Origin of the sequence: Microcoleus pseudofavosus SVA1_A4 (assembly GCF_036700565.1) — a bacterium.
Lineage (GTDB): Bacteria > Cyanobacteriota > Cyanobacteriia > Cyanobacteriales > Microcoleaceae > Microcoleus.
Genome location: NZ_JAUBPE010000001.1, coordinates 86,713 through 103,711, shown reverse-complemented (window position 1 = coordinate 103,711; position 16,999 = coordinate 86,713). Strand labels below are relative to the sequence as shown.

Below are 16,999 nucleotides of genomic sequence, written 5' to 3'. Positions count from 1 at the left end.
GAGCAGACTGCAAATTTTTAGCCCAGACTGAAGTCTGGGGCGCTTTACCTACTCAGTTAAATTAATCGGCAAAGACACTGTAAATGCAGTTTTACCTGGCACAGACTCCACATCAATTTTACCCTGATGTTTTTCAATTATTTTGTTAACAATATCTAATCCCAACCCGCTGCCTTCTCCCGCAGGTTTGGTAGTAAAAAATGGCTGAAAAATTTTAGGCAAAATCTCCGGTGGAATTCCCTTGCCGCTGTCAGTGATTTTTACGATGATGCTAGTATCTTGCTGTAGCGCCTCAATTGTTAAATTTCCTTGATTGTCCATCGCTTGTAAGGCATTGTGAATTAAATTTGTCCAAATTTGATTTAGTTCGTCGGGATAACACAGTACCGCAGGCAATTGAGCTTGATAGTTTCTGACGATTTCCACACCCTGCTTTATCTGGTTCTGATAAAGAGTTAATACAGTCTCAATTCCCTCAGTAATATTCACCTGTAATTTTTCCCCGTTTACATCGTAACGCGCATAATTTTTCAGGGCAAAGACGACTTTTGCTGCGCGTTCTGTAGCGGTAGAGATGGTTCGGGCGCTTCTGTGAATGCTAGCAAAGTCGTAGGCTGTTTTTATAATGTTTTCGCTGTCAGGGTCTTTGAGCAAGGGCAAGAATTCTTGCAGGTTTCCCTGCAATCCGATATTGACTAAAATGCTAGCAAGGCTATCAGCATTGTCAATGCTTTCCGACTCTAGTTGCTGCTTCAGCCCTTTTTTAAATTCCCGTTTTTCTCGCGTAGATAAAGAGTAAGTTTGTTGGCGGGAACTGTACATCAAACTCAAGAAATCTTGCTGGCGTTCGGCTGACAGTTCTTTAAAAAAAACTGGCAAACTTTCGAGATTGTTATCCAAAAAGTTGGTAATGTTGCCAATAGACGATCGAATTGCTCCCAGCGGCGTATTAATTTCGTGAGCAATGCCCGCAATCAGTTGCCCTAATGCAGCCATTTTTTCCGATTGAACTAATTGATTCTGAGTAGCTTGCAGTTGGTCTAAAGTGACTGTCAGTTCATCGTTTTTCTGTTGGAGCTTTTTTTGCAACTGGCACATTGCTAAATGGGTTTCTACCCTAACTAGAACCTCTTCCACCTGAAAGGGCTTGGTAATATAATCAACCCCGCCCACAGCAAAGGCTTTGACTTTATCTAGTACGTCATTAATCGCGCTAATAAAAATTACCGGAATGTCGCGAGTGCGTTCATCAGCTTTGATTTTTTCGCAAACTTCATACCCGTTCATTTCGGGCATCATAATATCCAGCAAAATTAAATCGGGAGGCATACCTTTTGCCGCCGACAGCGCTAACTCCCCGCTAGGTACGGGGCGGACTTTATAGCCCTTGCCATTCAAAATTCCGGCTAGCAGCCGCAAATTAGCTGGAGTGTCGTCAACTACTAAAATATTACCGCGATCGGTGCTGGGAAGCTCGTTATTCATGTGATATTGTTTGAGAAATTAACTTTAAAACTTTGTCGTACTCGAAATTTTCTATACAATTTGCGATCGCACCGGCCGTTACTGCATCCTTTAATCGAATTTGCTCGATCGAGCTATCAATCAAATCCATATCTGCATTCAGTATCGCCAGCTTTAAATCAGCTATTAACGGCTCAGGCAATTTCACGAAGTCAGCCACAGTCATTTCGCCCCGATCGCGCTCTTTGATTGCCGATAAATTAGCTTGACCGGGATCTTCATAAATATAGCGCACTCCGATCTGTTTGTGCATAGCATCGAAAATATCCGTTTCCCGGAAAGGTTTCCGCATAAAAGCATCGCAGCCCGCCGACAAAATAACTGCCCGTTCTTCCTCCAAAACGCTCGCAGTCAGCGCAACAATAGCAGTAGCTTGACCTTTAATAGTTCCTTTAATGTATTGCGTTGCTTCGTAGCCGTCCATAACAGGCATTCTCATGTCCATCCAAATTAAATGCGGCTCCCAACTGTCCCAAATCTCAATAGCTTCTTGACCGTTAGTAGCTTCTTTCAGTTCAAAACCCAGAGGATTGAGAAGTTTAATTAATAATTGGCGGTTTAACGGTTTATCGTCTACTATCAAAATTCGATAGGGGTTTTGGTTTGGTTCGAGCGCAATCACATTGCGAGTCGGCTTTTTGCTTTCAATATCAGCCGCATCGACCCCAATAACTTTAATATCAAACTTAAAATTAGTACCCTTGCCGACAGCAGAACTGACCCTCATCTCGCCGCCCATTAATTCCACAAATTTGCGGCTGATTGGCAATCCCAAGCCTGTACCTTCTTGCGAATCTTTGCCTGTCTGGGTTTGCACGAAAGCTTCAAAAAGATTGTCTAATTCATTGGCAGAAATACCTGGGCCAGTATCTTCGACTTCAAAATGAAGAAACAAGGAATAAGCAGAAGCTGAATAGTCATTTTTGGTTGCATAACTCGCGTTTTCTGAGTGACTTAATTGGGATTGCTTAAGATTATTACTTGCTGAAATCTCTGTATTCTTTGATTCTTCTGAAAGCTTATTTTTTTCGCCTTCTGCCTGCTGATTTCCGCCTGAATAATGCTTGCTTACTCTGACCGAAACACCGCCCTCATTGGTGAATTTAAGAGCGTTATTCAGCAGATTAATTAAAATTTGCCGCAACTTTAACTCATCAGTTTCTACGTATTGGGGTACATCGGTACTGCGCTCAAAAACTAACTGTAATTCCTTCTCATCTGCTTTGAGTTGAAACATATCTTCTAATTCGTTTAGCAGGCGATAGAGGTCGAATTTTTTCGGATTTAGGGTGGTGCGCCCCGATTCAATTTTAGATAAATCGAGCACGTTATTAATCAGGGTGAGCAGGTGTTCTCCGCTGCTGCTAATTATGCTAAGATTTTCTTGATGTTCTCGGGATAGAGTTTGGCTGCGAGTCATCAGTTGGGAAAAGCCGAGAATTGCATTGAGAGGCGATCGCAATTCGTGGCTCATGTTAGCAAGAAAGGTGCTTTTAGCTTGATTCGCTACTTCCGCTTTGTCTTTAGCTACAGCCAATTGGGCCGTCCGCTCTTGCACTCGCTGTTCTAAAGTTTCAAAAGATTGTTGCAGTTGTTGAGCCATGCTGTTAAATGACTTGGCTAATTCCCCCAATTCATCGGAGCGTTCGCTTTCTACTGTTTTGTCCCATTCACCTTTAGCAATATTTTTTGCTGCTGTATTTAAGCGCAAAATAGGATTTGTCACCCACCGAGAAGTCAGAATGCCGATCGCTACAGCTACTCCTAAAGCTGCCAAACAAAGCAATATCGCTGTGCGGGTATTGGCATCGATTTCTTTGGTGAAATCTGCTTCAGGAACCACAACCACAATCAGCCAGTCTAAACCTTTGCCATCTTGGAATGGTTGAATTTTTACAAATTGTCGCTTGCCGTCTATTTCAAAATTCAAGAGATAGGAAGTTTTAATTTCCTTTAATTCCCGAAAACGAACTGCTACATATCTAGCTGTAGCTTGAGTCGAGGGGTCAACACTCTCTTCTGCTTTGAACAGTTCTTTTTTATTATCTTTGGTACGGAATGGTTGTTCCGCAGTTGAAGTTGCCAGTAACGTACCATTCTTTTCGACAATAAATGCTTGCCCGGATTTGCCAATTTTGAGACTGTTTAAAAATCTGCCTATATAGTCTAGACGCAAGGCAGAAATTAATACTCCTTCTAGCTGATTATTTTCGTATACGGGTTGGAGTGCGCTGAGTATTAATGTCGGTTCTAGAAACGAAATATAAACTGAGCTCCAAGTTGGTTGGCCAACATTAGCCGCATTTTGGTACGAAGGATGTTCGCGGATGTCAAACTTTTTGACAACTGTTGCTACGGTAGTGCGATCGCCTGTATCATTAGTATTGTAAGAATAAAAATCAAAACCAGTAGATTTGCCTGACACATTAATCATTAAAGAGCCATTTGACAGTTTTTCTCCGGTTCGATAGTCTCCATTTTTGTTGCCAATAGATGTAAAATTGATATAGGGATATAATTGTACTTGCCGCCAAAGATATTTCTCCCAAGCTGATAAGTTTTCCATCTTTAACAACCCGAGCTTAACAGCATCGAGCTTGCTTTGATTGATTTGATGCGGAGTTGTCAGGTAAACTTGGAGGTTTTGCTCGACACGCAAACTCACTTCGCTCATTAACTGGCCGGCAAGGTTATTAACGGCTTTTTGTCCGTTTCTAAAAGAGAGATATCCTACGAGTCCCACGGCTCCCACGATTTGCAGTACAAATGGAACTATGAGAACAGTTCGCAACGATAATTTGTCTAAAATTTTAGAAACCATAGGATTCAGAGTTTTTGTGTACTTAGGCTAGAACCGTCCTTGCAGAGACTGTCTTAACAGCAGCGCCATCTAATGCCGATTAGCTAGAGGGCATTGATGCGGGCTATATTAGCCACAGTAGATGCTTAACCCCGATCGCCTGTGAACCTAATCTTTGCTATATCAAAGTCTATTATTTTACCCATTGTCGTATTATTTTGACGATTTAGGTAAAATTTGCAGTCTCGGGCTGCGAGAAGCCTGATGCACGCTCTAAGCGCGAGTGGCACCCCATAGGCCCGGCACTTTGGAGACTGCCGATCGAATTTGCGATCGTCCTTGCCATTTTGCGCAAGGCGTGTTATAGTCGAAAAAGTTGAGGGCACGTAGCTCAGTGGATAGAGCATCAGGTTCCGGTCCTGAGGGTCGGGGGTTCAAATCCCTCCGTGCTCATATAAATTAAGGATTCGATCGATCGTTCGCGCTCGATCGTTTTTTAATGACAAATTCTTCTAGATTTATGGCTGTTTGGGCGAGGAGAACTCAGAACACAGCTATTCGGCGGTGCGCACCGCGCACCGCCGAATAGCTGCACAACAGACGGCTGACTCTCAAATATCGTCATCGTTTTGACCTTGCACGCCCTGGAGAATCCGCGATAACTCACTCTTCTCATTAACTGTAATCCGAGTCGGAGAACCGCTGATAATCCGTTCGTAACCGCGGAACGAATCTTTAATTTGCGGGCCTCTTTCAGTAATCGTGTATTCCCGAATCCCTTTGTCATGCCACGAACCGCGCATCTTAAACACATTAATTGCCCGCGACATTTCCCCTCGAATCTCTACATACTGAAGCATGATAATCGTGTCAGTAATCGTAGAAATATGGGAGTCCGTAATCGAATTAGAACCCATAAACTGGTCGCTTGTATTCGTGAAAAAGCCGGTTATTTCTTCCTGCTTCGCAAAACCCGTCACTCCGATCACAAATTGCCTGAAAGCATTATTGCTGACACCCCTAGCTAAGGCCGACAGCGAATCTATGGCAATTCTAGAAGGTTTGAATTCAGCAATTTCTGATTTAATAGTCTGCAAGTGGTCTTCCAAACCCGCAGATTCCGGGTAAGTACACAGCAGCTTCAGCAGTCCTTTCTGTTCCATTTCCTCAAAATCAATACCCCAAGAATAAGCATTGCGGAACAACTGAGCCCGCGACTCTTCATAGGCAAAAAGCAGCGCCCGATTGCCGTTCATACAAGCATTCTGCAAGAACTTGCTCACCAACAGCGTTTTGCCGGTTCCCGTCGCGCCCGTCGCCAAAATAATCGAGTCTTTAAAGAAACCGCCGCCGCACATCTCGTCGAGAGTTTTATCGCCTGAAGAAACCCGCACGTTAGAAGACTTTTGAGTTAATCGCATCGCCCCCAATGGGAAAATATTAATTCCGTCATTAGTCATGGTAAAAGGATATTCGCCTTTCATGTGAGTTGTACCGCGCAACTTCAAAATTTCGATGGTGCGGCGGCGGCGTTCCCCTTCCAAAACGTTGCGAACAATTACTACATTATCCGACACAAACTCTTCCACTCCAAACCGCGCCACCGGACCGTATTCTTCCACCCGTTCGGTAGTCATAACTGTAGTTGCGCCTACTTGTTTGAGGCGCGCAACTAAGCGAAAAATTTCTCGGCGCACCACGGATGCAGCGTCGTACTGCTGAAATACGGCCGTCACCGAATCTATAGAAACCCGCTTGGCTTTGTACTTGCGAATTGCGTACTGAATTCGCTCGATTAAGGCTGATAAATCAAAGTTTCCTACGATATCTTGACCTTCCGGATCGGGGGAAGCGTCCAAAATAAATAGCTTGCCTTCATCGATTAACTGTGCCAGATCCCAACCGAAACTGCAAGCATTTTTAATAATATCTGTCGGAGATTCTTCAAAAGTTACTAACACTCCAGCTTCGTCAAAATGGGTAATTCCGTTATAGAGAAATTGTACTGCAAATAAAGTTTTTCCCGTTCCTGACGTGCCGCTGACTAGGGTGGTTCTGCCGCTCGGCATTCCGCCGTGACTGATGTCATCGAAACCCTCAATCATCGTGCGAATTTTTTCAACGCCTGCCGTTACCAATCCTTCTCGTTGAACCGTTTGACTAATTTCATTCATGTCGATTTTTGTCAACTCTCAGTATTCTTTAGTTGTCACTCATTAACCGCAGGTCGTGAGTCTTTGTACCCAGCTTTTAGTTTTGGCTCTTGCTCAATAACTAATGACTGCTGACTGCTGACTAATGAGTGTCACCTGATTATCTTATGAATTCAGGTCTTCTTCGCGAAGTTCTTCATAGAGCAAATCTAATCCTATCAGAACTTTCTCGCGATCGGACAAATCGCCAATAATTTTTCGGACCGGCGGCGGCAGGATTTTCGCCAGCGTCGGGGTTGCCAAAATTTTGTCCTCTTCTGCTAGCTGAGGATTTTTGAGAACGTCTATGACTTTCAGCGCGTAGACTCCTTGAAATTCTTGTTCTAGGATGTCTTTTAGGGTTTTCAAAGCTCGCACTGAGTTGGGAGTATTCCCCGCAACGTACAGCTTCAGAACGTAGGTTTTCTTCAGAGGACTCATGAACTTTTTTAAATGTTGAGTATTAGTTGCTAGATGTTAGTTGTAGTTGTTATTTGTCTGGAATCCGCTGTTCTTTCTTATTTTATAATAATTTCAGCCTCGCGCTCGCGCGGCCGTCGGGCCTTCTCCTTTCTTTTTTGTTAAATTCTACCTTCTACCTTATTATTTCTTAAATTCGGCAGTCGGGCCTTCTACATTTTAACCTCAGATGCCTCTTTTGGAATCGATCGCCGGTACATCTCGCACATATGAGCGATCGCGTCAATCAGGGTCAAGCGGTAATCGAGCAATATTTCCTCGTTGCGCCCTTCTAATTGTAGCTGTTTAGCAAACTCGTCCATCAATTCCATGTGAATTTCTACAATTTGAGTCACGGGAACGTCAGCAAAAAAAGCCAAATTCACAAATTCATCTATTTGATTGTTGACCGCAGTATCTTGAGAAAAATAATTCAAAACGATGTCGCGATAACTTGACTTGAGTTGCTCCAAAAACTTTTGCTTCTCTGCTCCAGACAGATTTCGCAAAAAAATCTGGGAATTTCTTTTATAATAGACACCTAAGTATCCTAATCGCTCCCGTAATTTTTCCGCCAGCCGCCGCTGCTGTCGGCTTAGCAAACTTTGAGCTGTTAATTGGGCCGTCGCATCTACTGTTGCGGATTGGTAATTGACAGGAACCGGAGTTGAAAGTTTCAGAAATTGTGCGATCGCCCGATCGATACCTGCACCTATTTCGCTCGCTTGAGCGAGTGCCAGTTGCACCTCAGCAGGGTGGTAAAAAAAAGCACAACTTTGCTCTTGACTCTTGTCGGCGGTACTAGCGGCAGCCTCAAAACTCTCAGAAGGTGGTGCTTCGGGCCTTCCATCCTCCCCGGGCTGGGGGGAAAAAATCACTGCTGGCAAAAAGATCGATCGTTCTTGCAGCTTGCTCAGAAGCTCGCGCAGATCCCCATCTACTTCAAAAACCAAACAATCGACGTGGTAATTGTGCTTAAAGAACCCCAAAAACTCCACCGCCGACTTAATATGCGTTAAAGCATAGCGTTCGCCCCTCAAAAGCTCGATCGCAGAGGCTGCGATTTTCTCAGATCGGACAAAAATACCGATCGACAGTTGAGGAAGCAAAGCTGTAGGTGAAACGCCGGCATTGCCCGAAAGTGCTGGATCGCTCAGAGTTGATATCTCCTTTACAAAACACTTAACATTTTAACAATTATCGCAACATTGACTGTAAGCAATCTTAACAGCAAAATTGGTAACAAGTTGCTCACAGAGGGATAATTAAGGTCTACTCTTTAACTTTTGTGTCAAGCACCCTAAGCCTGATTTCTGCAATTAAGCTTAAGCCTTAAAATAAGTGATAGTCAACTCAAATCGGCTGCGGGCATCGAACTCACAGGTCTCGGTGCCGATCCCCGGTCTGATAGCGAACTGATATAAAACAAATAAGATACAGAAATCCGCAGCTACGTTGGGTATCAAAAATATTACTGCTATTGATAGCAGACTCTCAGGTTTGTTATGCCACTCACCAGCCCCAGTCTCAAGAATTTTATCCAGCCAGTGCCGCTGTGCCAATCCACGGCGGCGCTAGAATCTCTGCGGTCAATTTTTCGCTCCTGTAACTGCGATCGAGTCGCAGTAGTCAACGAACAGCTACAGCCCCTGGGATTAGTTTACCTCCGCAGCCTTTGGGCACGCGTTGCCGATCGCGCAAACGACTGGCAACAACCTTTGTCAGAAAGCCCGATCGCGATCGAACCCGTCAGGGCAGTACCGGCCGCTCTGAGCGTCAGCGAATTCTGGCAGTACATACAAACAGAGGAACTTAACACCCCAGCCCGGCTCGACCAAATCGCCGGCGGTTCCTCCAAAAGCCCGATCGCCCTCACAGATGCCAGGGGTCAATTTTTAGGACTGCTAGACAGCCTGAGCCTGCTGCAATTCGCCGCACTTAACAGCAGCCTGACAGAGCAGCCAAAAGCAGTCAAAGAAATCGAATTAATACCCGTTTCCGCAGCCATCGCCACCGCCCTAGACGCTCAAGTGCGCTTTCTAGAAGCAGGATTGAAACCCTCGGAAAACCTCAACTCCTTAGTGCAACTGCTGGAAAAACTGCCCCTGCCCCTGAGATTGCAAACCCCCACCGGACAAATAGTCAGCCAAAACGCAGCGTGGCGGATTTTGCTGGGAGCAGGCCCAGAACCAATTCCAGAACCAGCAGCAAATTTGGGCAAACACTCGCCCCACAAACCAAGCCATTTAACAACCGAATACACGAGCGCGCAGGTAGAAGCCATCACCCAAGAATGCCGGAGCTTAGTAGGAGCAAGTAGGGGCGATCGCGATTCAACCGCACCCACCAGTTGCCCGTTGCCCCTGTACGCCGCCGCCTCCCCCTCAACCTTAACCGCTCCAGCTTGGTGCCCCACCGCCGGCAAACCAGATACCTACATTTGCGAGTGCCCCGTACAAAAAGGCCAACAACGGATCTGGCAATTTGTCAAACAACCGCTCTGGGACCAGCTAATTTTAGTCATGGGACAAGATGTCACCGAAGAACATTTAGTCGCCAAAGAACTAGCAGCAAAAAACGCAGATTTAATCCACCTCAACCGACTCAAAGACGAATTTTTATCCTGCATCAGCCACGAACTAAAAACCCCGCTCACCGCCGTCCTCGGTTTGTCCAGCCTCCTCAAAGATAAATTGATCGGAGAACTCAACGACCGCCAAACGCGCTACGCCAAACTAATCCATAAAAGCGGGCGGCATTTAATGACAATAGTTAACGACATTTTAGACTTGACCCGGATGGAAACCGGGCAGCTAGAACTAATTCCAGAATCGGTAGAAATAGCAGCCACCTGTAAAAGATCCTTTGAACAAGCCCAACAACTGCAACAGCAAGAAGAAAAATCCCCTCCCCAGCCGAGCACTCACAACAGCGCAGCAAACGCAGAACCCTCCGCTCAAATCGAATTTACACTCGAAATAGAACCGGGACTGAGCTATTTAATTGCAGACGAACTGCGGCTGCGACAAATGCTCGTCAACCTCCTTTCCAACGCCCTAAAATTCACTCCCACGGGCGGCAAAATCGGATTGAAAGTAAATGTTTGGGAAGGCTGGCTCGCATTTACAGTTTGGGACACCGGCATCGGCATCCCCGCCGACAAACAGCACCTGATTTTTCAGAAATTCCAACAGCTAGAAAGCCCCCTCACCAGGCGCTTTCAAGGAACCGGACTGGGACTGGTACTCACTCAACGCCTAGCTCGGCTTCACGGCGGAGACGTTTCGTTTATTTCCTCAGAAAACCAAGGCTCTCAATTTACCCTGTTGCTGCCGCCAAGTCCTCCGGGAAACAGCTCTGAAGAATCCCCAGGAGGCACCCAGGCCGAGTCAGAATTATTAAAACCAAAATATCAGACTCCGATCGCCAATTCTCGCTCTCGTTTAGTATTAATAGTCGAAGCAGTTCCCAAATATATCGAAGATTTAACCAACGTCCTCTCCGGTTTGGGCTACCAAGTAATAGTCGCCCGTTCCGGCACCGAAGCGCTGGAAAAAGCCCGCAGGTTCAGTCCCGAAGCGATTTTCCTCAACCCGCTGCTGCCGCTGCTGTCCGGTTGGGACGTGCTGACGCTGCTCAAGAGCGATGCAGATACCCGATCGATTCCGGCGATCGTCACGGCCACCAGAGGCGAAAAAGAACGGGCTGCTGTCAACCGAGCCGAAGGGTTTTTGAGCTTGCCAGTCGAAGAACCCGCTTTGCGCCGGCTGCTGACCGACTTGATCGGTCAAAGTAATGCCAGTACCGCCAAAGTGAGGAATTCTTTAACCGTGTTGTGGCTAAGCCCGCAAAACAGTTCCTCTCACAGTTCCGCTTTACTGCTCAACCCCAACTACTGCCGGGTTCTAGAAGCAGACGACCTCGGCCAAGCAGAACTCGTGGCCCGAATTTGGCGGCCCGACGCGATCGTCTTGGACGGTACAAGTCAACTGCAAAACCCCTCAGCTTTTATCGAACAGTTAAGTCGGTCTGGAAATTTGGGTTCTCTCCCCTTGGTGACTTTAGATCCCGCAACTACGCAACTGGCAAATCAAGTCAAAGGATTGTCGGTATTTCCCTGTTTGGCAGCCGGCAGTCCCGACGGCACTGGGTTGGTGGCAAGTGCGTTGTGGCAAGTGATTCAAGTAGCTGCTGGCATGAGTTGGAAGCCCAGCATTTTATTGGCCGACATTTCGACTTTACCGGACTTGCACCGCACGGCTGGGGGGAACCCGACGAGAGAATTGGAAAATCGCGATCGATCGACAAAAGCCGAGATTCCGGTTCCCAATTCCCAGTTTTCTACTCCCAACCTTCAAGCTTTGATTCAGTACATCCAAACCGCAGGATTTCGAGGGTCGATCGCTCCCTGTTGGACAGAAGTTTTGCAGCAGTTGCAATATCAAAGCGTTGACTTAGTTTTGCTGTGCTTGCGAGATGCCCCCTCTGAATCAACCGCTATGTTGCAAGCGCTATCCAACCTGCGGCAAATGGCAGTAAAACTGCCAATTTTAGTCTGGGATTATCGGTCTGCTGTAAATTCGGAATCCGAGGCGATCGACTTTCTGCTGCAAGAAGTATCTGCCAAAATTTTGCCTTCTTCCTTATCGGCAGCACAATTGTTAGAGCGAATTCAACAGAACATACAGGGATAGCAGCGATTCACAAAAATTTACCCAATTATCTTTACAATTACTCATTACCTCGCCTAAAATGACTTATTTATTATCATAAAAGAACCATCAGGACAAGGCAGTGCCGTGTCCCTACAATTAATCGGGCGATGGTTACATCTTTTGATTGGGCGATGGCTGGGAGCTTGCAGCCCGTGCTACGATTATTTTGTGGTAGGGAAACGGCATTGCCGTGTCCAGAGTTGCCGTGTTGTCTGTCATCAAACCAGCAATAAATAAACAATCAGCTCTAAATCTATGACGACAAGTACACCTAAGATATCGGAGCTCGCCGTCATTGACTCCAGAGTAGAAGATTACTCAACTCTCGCCGCCAGCCTCAAACCGGGAACACAAATAATTGTACTCAACCCAGAAACAGACGGAATTGCACAAATTGCCGCCGCACTTAAAAACCGTACCGATATTAAAGCCGTTCACATCATTTCTCACGGCGAACCAGGAAGTTTGTTATTAGGTTCAACAAAACTAAATTCAGACAATCTCGACAGCTATCAAAAATCTTTAAAACAGTGGTTCTCGCCAGCAGTTACAAATAACAATAACAGCCAGACACAGATTTTGAACGCAGATACACGGACGCTGGATGCAACCGATCCAACTTCATCTGGGGGTTCAGAAACCGGTTTTTTTTACGAAAATACTGCGCTGCGGCCCGCAGATTCCGTAAAAAACCCGGTTTCTTCGATCGAAGTGGGTAAGTCTTATTCAAATTCCGCACCAGACATTCTCCTGTACGGTTGCGAAGTTGCTCAAGGAGATAAAGGCAATAATTTCATCTCAAAATTAAGCGAACTAACAGGTGCAGATGTTGCCGCTTCCGAAGACTTAACCGGGAATGCGAAATTAGGCGGCGACTGAATATTAGAAAAAGCAACCGGAAATATTGAAACGCCTTTAGCTTTTCAAATTGGAGTGATGGCAGCTTACGAAAGTGTCTTGGTTAACTTGAATGTTACAGACACAGCCACTCTTGCTAATGCAATTAACACTTCTGTTGGCGGCGATACTGTAACTTTAGTCAACAACATTACTCTCAATGCTGACTTGCCAATTATTACTAAAAGTCTCGATTTTATCAGCAATAATTTTGGAATTAGCGGCAATAATACTAGGCGAGTTTTTTTTGATAGGTAACGATGTCGCCGATCCTCCGACGCTGACAACTCCTACTGTTAATTTTACTAATCTAAAAATTACCAACGGATTTGCTAAAGGCGGAAATGGCGGTATTTGAGCAGCGGCGAAGGTTTGGCAGCTATTTTAGGGGTGCAAGCTAGCGCGATCGCCATTAATACAATCTAGTCCTGCGATGATTATTTGGATAATTATGGGTTATTATAGGCGATCGAGAAACCTTTATATTTTTTGCTGGGGCTGATCGCGTGCCTAATCGGATTCCTCTACTATTATCTCTGCTACTCGCACTCGGTTTGGGGGCAATGCCCAAGCCTGCTGTCGCTCAGGCACTCCTGCCTTACACCCTGCAAATCGACTCTGCCCAACTCGAACAAACAGCCTTGAGCCTTGCAGAAGAAGCCGTCCAGCTAGCCAGACTCCAGCAGTACGAACTCGCCGTACCCAGAGCCGAACTCGCCACACAATTAGCCCCCAAGAATGCTCAAACTTGGACTTTGTTAGGCAGCTTGTACCTTCAAGTCGAGCAGTTCGATAAAGGGATTGTAGCTTTGGGACAAGCTCAATCTCTGGCGCCAGAAAATTCCTCAATTAAATTTGCCTTGGGAGAAGCTCACTTTCGGCAGGCTCGCTACGACAAAGCAGTCGAATATTTGCAAGCAGGGTTGAAGTTAAAACCAGACACTCCAGGTGCATTATTTGATTTAGGCAATGCTTTTTATAAGCTCAAGCGGTTTGACGAGGCGATCGTCCAGTACGAAAAAGCCTTTGCTTTAGAAAAAAACCTCTGGCCCGCTATCAACAATATCGGATTAGTCAAATACGAAATGGGAGATGCCGATGGCGCTATCAAACGCTGGGAACAGGCGATCGCCCTCGACAACAAAGCAGCAGAATCAATGCTAGCTCTAGCAGTAGCACTCTACGGCAAAGGTGACAAAGAAAAAGGCTTCGCGATGGGAGAAGCAGCTCTGAAACTTGACAAACGCTATGCTACCGTAGAATATCTCAAAGAAAATCTCTGGGGCGATCGTTTAATTACAGCCACCCAAAACTTCTTGGCAACTCCCGAAATGAAAGCAGCACTTGCTAAAATTCAAGACACCCCACTCCCTGCCCAAATGTCGCCTTAATTGTAGTTAAGTTTGCAGTGAGGACGATCGTCCTCAAAACCTTTTTAATTATAAGTTTGTAGTAGTTAGTAGGGTGCTCTTCGGCGCACGGCCGTGCTTATGGCGCACCCTACAAATAGAGTTGGTGCGTAAGTTAAATTATTGCCACGAAGAAGTCGCTTTCTTCAATTATCCCATCTAAAATCTAAAATCTAAAATCCTATGACTGTTTCCCCCCTAAGCTGGACAGAATTAGAAGCCCTCACAGACTTTGAAATCGATCGCGTTAACGGCCCAACCAACGCTCAATCCCGGTTGCGCCTCTTCGGACAAACCGAATCCGATGTGCGAGTCACCCTGTACCGCGATCACCATGCTTGGTGTCCCTACTGCCAAAAAATCTGGCTGTGGCTGGAAGAAAAACAAATCCCCTACCGTATTGACAAAATTACCATGTTCTGCTATGGGGAAAAGGAAAGTTGGTACAAGCGCAAAGTGCCATCGGGAATGCTACCGGCGATCGAACTAGACGGCCGCATCATCACCGAAAGCGATGATATATTAATCGCCCTCGAACGAGTTTATGGCCCCTTGGGTTTGGGCATGGAAAACCCCGCAGTAATACCCATGCGGCGCTTAGAGCGACTGCTGTTTAGAGCCTGGTGCTCTTGGCTGTGCTACCCAGCAAGTTCAGCCAAAGTAGAACAGCACAACCGCGACCAATTTATCAGCGTCGTCGCCCAAGTAGAAAAAGCTCTGGCTAGCACTCCGGGGCCTTATTTCCTGGATGAATTTGGCACTGCGGATGTGATATTTACGCCCTACGTGGAACGCATGAATGCCAGTCTTTACTACTACAAAGGCTACTCGATGCGCGAAGAAAACCCCCGCTTTGCTGACTGGTTTGCGGCGATGGAAACCCGCCCCACCTATCGCGGCACTCAGAGCGATTTTCACACCCACGTCCACGATTTACCGCCTCAGATGGGCGGGTGTTATGAAAACGGCGAACCTCAGATGCTACTCAATAAAGCCCGCGTGGATAATGGGCCTTGGGCTGGACTCCCGGATGTGATGTATCCAGAACCGGAAACCTCCCGCGCTGAAGCACTCCACCGCGTCATCAAGCACCAGCGCAACATCGTTCGAGTCAATCCTGCTGATGACAAGTTATTCGATGAGGCTTTGCGTTGTGCTTTAACTTTGATGATGACTGGCGAAGTTTGTACGCCGCCGACTGGTTCTGATGCGGCTTTGCGGTATTTGCGCGATCGGGTAAATGTGCCCCGTGATATGTCGATTTACGCGGCGAAGCGCTTGAGGGAAGCTTTGGAGGAAACGGCGGCTTTGGTGGGTGATGGCCAAGGTTCTCCGATTCTATTGAAGCATCGGCGAGATCAAGATCCGGCTAATTTTGTGTAGGATTCTGGGGCGATCGGAATCAGACGGAATCGGTGTTGCTGCTGCTCTACTTCATCAGCTTGCTATCTGCTGGATTAATGAAACTAAAGGTTGATGTGATTTTTAATCCGGTTTTGTTTGAAGAGGAAGATACTGGGCTGGTGGAGTTGGCGATCGATCTTGAAGATGAGGTTGTCTATATTTTTAATCCTCCTCAACAGAGATGGAATACTCACTTTGTTTGGAATGCTGTGGAAGCGCTCGGGTTAACGGCGATCGGTCGAGCAACAGTGCAAGCCCTTGATTTGAATCGGTCAACTATGTTGGCAATTCGGGCCGAAGAGGAATTACGGGGTCGTCATCCTCCCCCAGAAGATATCAATCCCGTAGATACTGATTTGTAGGTAATTCTTTTGACTGAGGTTAGAATCAAGATGGCTTGAGGATCGTGGGTAGGAATTTGGGGCGATCGCGTGTTAAATTAACTTTTGAGAGCATGGTTAGTGATTACTTTTTGGGTGAGGAGGGAGCTAAAGACGATATAACTATTTTGAAAATATTTTTTAATCATTTATTGATCTGTGCCAGTTTATATTTAGCTGTTGCCGCTGAATCAATCTGGTCGGTAACTTCAGCCAAATAACATAGCGTATCGCAAATCTCACTTATAGACATTTGATGTTCTGAATTCAAAGTAAATTTTCCAGCGAAATATTGAAGAAATTGTTCATCTACAGATCCATTTCTATGAGAATACAAATGCCTTATTTGAAGTATCTTCTCTATTTCATTTTGCTTAGATTTATCAAGAACACCCAAATCGCTTATTTTTTTATTTTCCTTGATAAAACCTTTTACACTACCTTTGTGCAACTTACCAAGTTTTTTGTTTACCCAATACTCCACAAATTCTTGCAAGTCTGAACATTTTAAAACCTCTTCAATAGTAACTTGTTCGTTTGTTTTTAGTGTGGCCGGATTCGCAAGAAAAATCTCATACAACAATTCAGACAAATATGTTTCAAAGTTATCAACAAAGGAGGAAAACAATATTCTTGTAAGTATTTTCCCTTCTTGATTGATTGTCGGCGTATTTACATCTATTGGATAAAGCATCTGACCAAGATCATCTATTATCTTTAAAATACTTTGATAGTGTTTAATCAACTTGCTCTTGGCATTTGTTGCCTTTTCATTATATTCTTCAAGCTGCTGATTTATACTTTTTATTCTTAAATATCCGTTCACATTGAATTGAACTTCAGTAGGATTTGACAGTTGAACTTTAGCGCCAACTCTTTTATATATTTTATCTTCGACAGCAACTGAAAGGTCTGATTTTTCAATCTTTATTGCATAAAGTTTTTTGCCATTATATACAACGTATTGGTAATATACCTGCGGTCGGGGTGAAAGAATATCTAATGCTTTATGCGTAATCGTGTTGGCATAAAAGTCTTCACTTAAACCGTTGATTTCAAGATTATCTGACACACCCAAAATGATGTATCCACCCTCAGTATTAGCAAATGAACTGATTAGTTGAGCAATATTCCTGGATGGTGGCAAAACCGCTTTATATTCAAGCGTAGAGCTTTCTTCCTGTCCAATTATTTGGGCTACTTCATTTGTAATATCCAT

12 protein-coding genes and 1 tRNA gene are annotated in these 16,999 nt (G+C 45.3%); 7 read left to right on the top strand and 6 right to left on the bottom strand.

Going from position 1 to position 16,999, the window contains the following annotated elements; translation table 11 throughout:
• Positions 1 to 48: 48 nt before the first annotated feature.
• Both QUA02_RS00470 and QUA02_RS00465 read right to left on the bottom strand, forming a co-directional pair.
• The gene (locus QUA02_RS00470) at positions 49 to 1,485 is read right to left on the bottom strand and encodes a hybrid sensor histidine kinase/response regulator (RefSeq protein ID WP_333024426.1); all 1,437 of its coding nucleotides are present in this window, start codon (positions 1,483 to 1,485) and stop codon (positions 49 to 51) included.
• Positions 1,478 to 4,345 (bottom strand): hybrid sensor histidine kinase/response regulator, encoded by a 2,868-nt coding sequence (locus QUA02_RS00465; RefSeq protein ID WP_333024425.1) that lies wholly within the window; start codon positions 4,343 to 4,345, stop codon positions 1,478 to 1,480. The genes QUA02_RS00470 and QUA02_RS00465 overlap by 8 nt, the downstream gene beginning before the upstream one ends.
• Before the next feature lie 359 nt (positions 4,346 to 4,704).
• On the opposite strand from QUA02_RS00465, the gene QUA02_RS00460 reads away from it, so the two are divergent.
• Positions 4,705 to 4,777 (top strand) — tRNA-Arg (locus tag QUA02_RS00460).
• Between the two features lie 158 nt (positions 4,778 to 4,935).
• Here QUA02_RS00460 and kaiC read toward each other — a convergent pair.
• The 3 genes from kaiC to QUA02_RS00445 all read right to left on the bottom strand — a co-directional run bounded on the left by kaiC (position 4,936) and on the right by QUA02_RS00445 (position 8,084).
• Positions 4,936 to 6,498 (bottom strand): circadian clock protein KaiC, encoded by a 1,563-nt coding sequence (gene kaiC, locus QUA02_RS00455; RefSeq protein WP_333024424.1) that lies wholly within the window; start codon positions 6,496 to 6,498, stop codon positions 4,936 to 4,938.
• Between the two features lie 144 nt (positions 6,499 to 6,642).
• On the bottom strand, positions 6,643 to 6,957 hold the full coding sequence (gene kaiB, locus QUA02_RS00450) for a circadian clock protein KaiB (RefSeq protein WP_006632119.1): 315 nt from the start codon (positions 6,955 to 6,957) through the stop codon (positions 6,643 to 6,645).
• 191 nt (positions 6,958 to 7,148) lie between these two features.
• The gene (locus tag QUA02_RS00445) at positions 7,149 to 8,084 is read right to left on the bottom strand and encodes a circadian clock protein KaiA (RefSeq protein WP_333024423.1); all 936 of its coding nucleotides are present in this window, start codon (positions 8,082 to 8,084) and stop codon (positions 7,149 to 7,151) included.
• Between the two features lie 396 nt (positions 8,085 to 8,480).
• On the opposite strand from QUA02_RS00445, the gene QUA02_RS00440 reads away from it, so the two are divergent.
• The 6 genes from QUA02_RS00440 (at position 8,481) to QUA02_RS00415 (ending at position 15,762) form a co-directional block, all read left to right on the top strand.
• A complete protein-coding gene (locus tag QUA02_RS00440) occupies positions 8,481 to 11,669 on the top strand; it encodes an ATP-binding response regulator (protein WP_333024421.1) in 3,189 nt (1,062 codons plus the stop codon).
• A 276-nt stretch (positions 11,670 to 11,945) separates the two neighbouring features.
• On the top strand, positions 11,946 to 12,569 hold the full coding sequence (locus QUA02_RS00435) for a DUF4347 domain-containing protein (protein ID WP_333024420.1): 624 nt from the start codon (positions 11,946 to 11,948) through the stop codon (positions 12,567 to 12,569).
• A gap of 57 nt (positions 12,570 to 12,626) precedes the next feature.
• Positions 12,627 to 12,845 (top strand): hypothetical protein, encoded by a 219-nt coding sequence (locus QUA02_RS00430; protein WP_333024418.1) that lies wholly within the window; start codon positions 12,627 to 12,629, stop codon positions 12,843 to 12,845.
• A gap of 248 nt (positions 12,846 to 13,093) precedes the next feature.
• Positions 13,094 to 13,978 (top strand): tetratricopeptide repeat protein, encoded by an 885-nt coding sequence (locus QUA02_RS00425; protein WP_333024417.1) that lies wholly within the window; start codon positions 13,094 to 13,096, stop codon positions 13,976 to 13,978.
• Between the two features lie 201 nt (positions 13,979 to 14,179).
• A complete protein-coding gene (locus QUA02_RS00420) occupies positions 14,180 to 15,379 on the top strand; it encodes a glutathione S-transferase family protein (RefSeq protein ID WP_333024416.1) in 1,200 nt (399 codons plus the stop codon).
• A gap of 77 nt (positions 15,380 to 15,456) precedes the next feature.
• Positions 15,457 to 15,762, top strand: coding sequence for a hypothetical protein (locus tag QUA02_RS00415; RefSeq protein WP_333024415.1), 306 nt, complete (start codon positions 15,457 to 15,459; stop codon positions 15,760 to 15,762).
• 163 nt (positions 15,763 to 15,925) lie between these two features.
• Here the strand turns inward: QUA02_RS00415 and QUA02_RS00410 are convergent, their stop codons facing one another.
• Complete coding sequence (locus QUA02_RS00410) at positions 15,926 to 16,999, bottom strand: AlbA family DNA-binding domain-containing protein (protein ID WP_333024414.1); 1,074 nt, start codon at positions 16,997 to 16,999, stop codon at positions 15,926 to 15,928.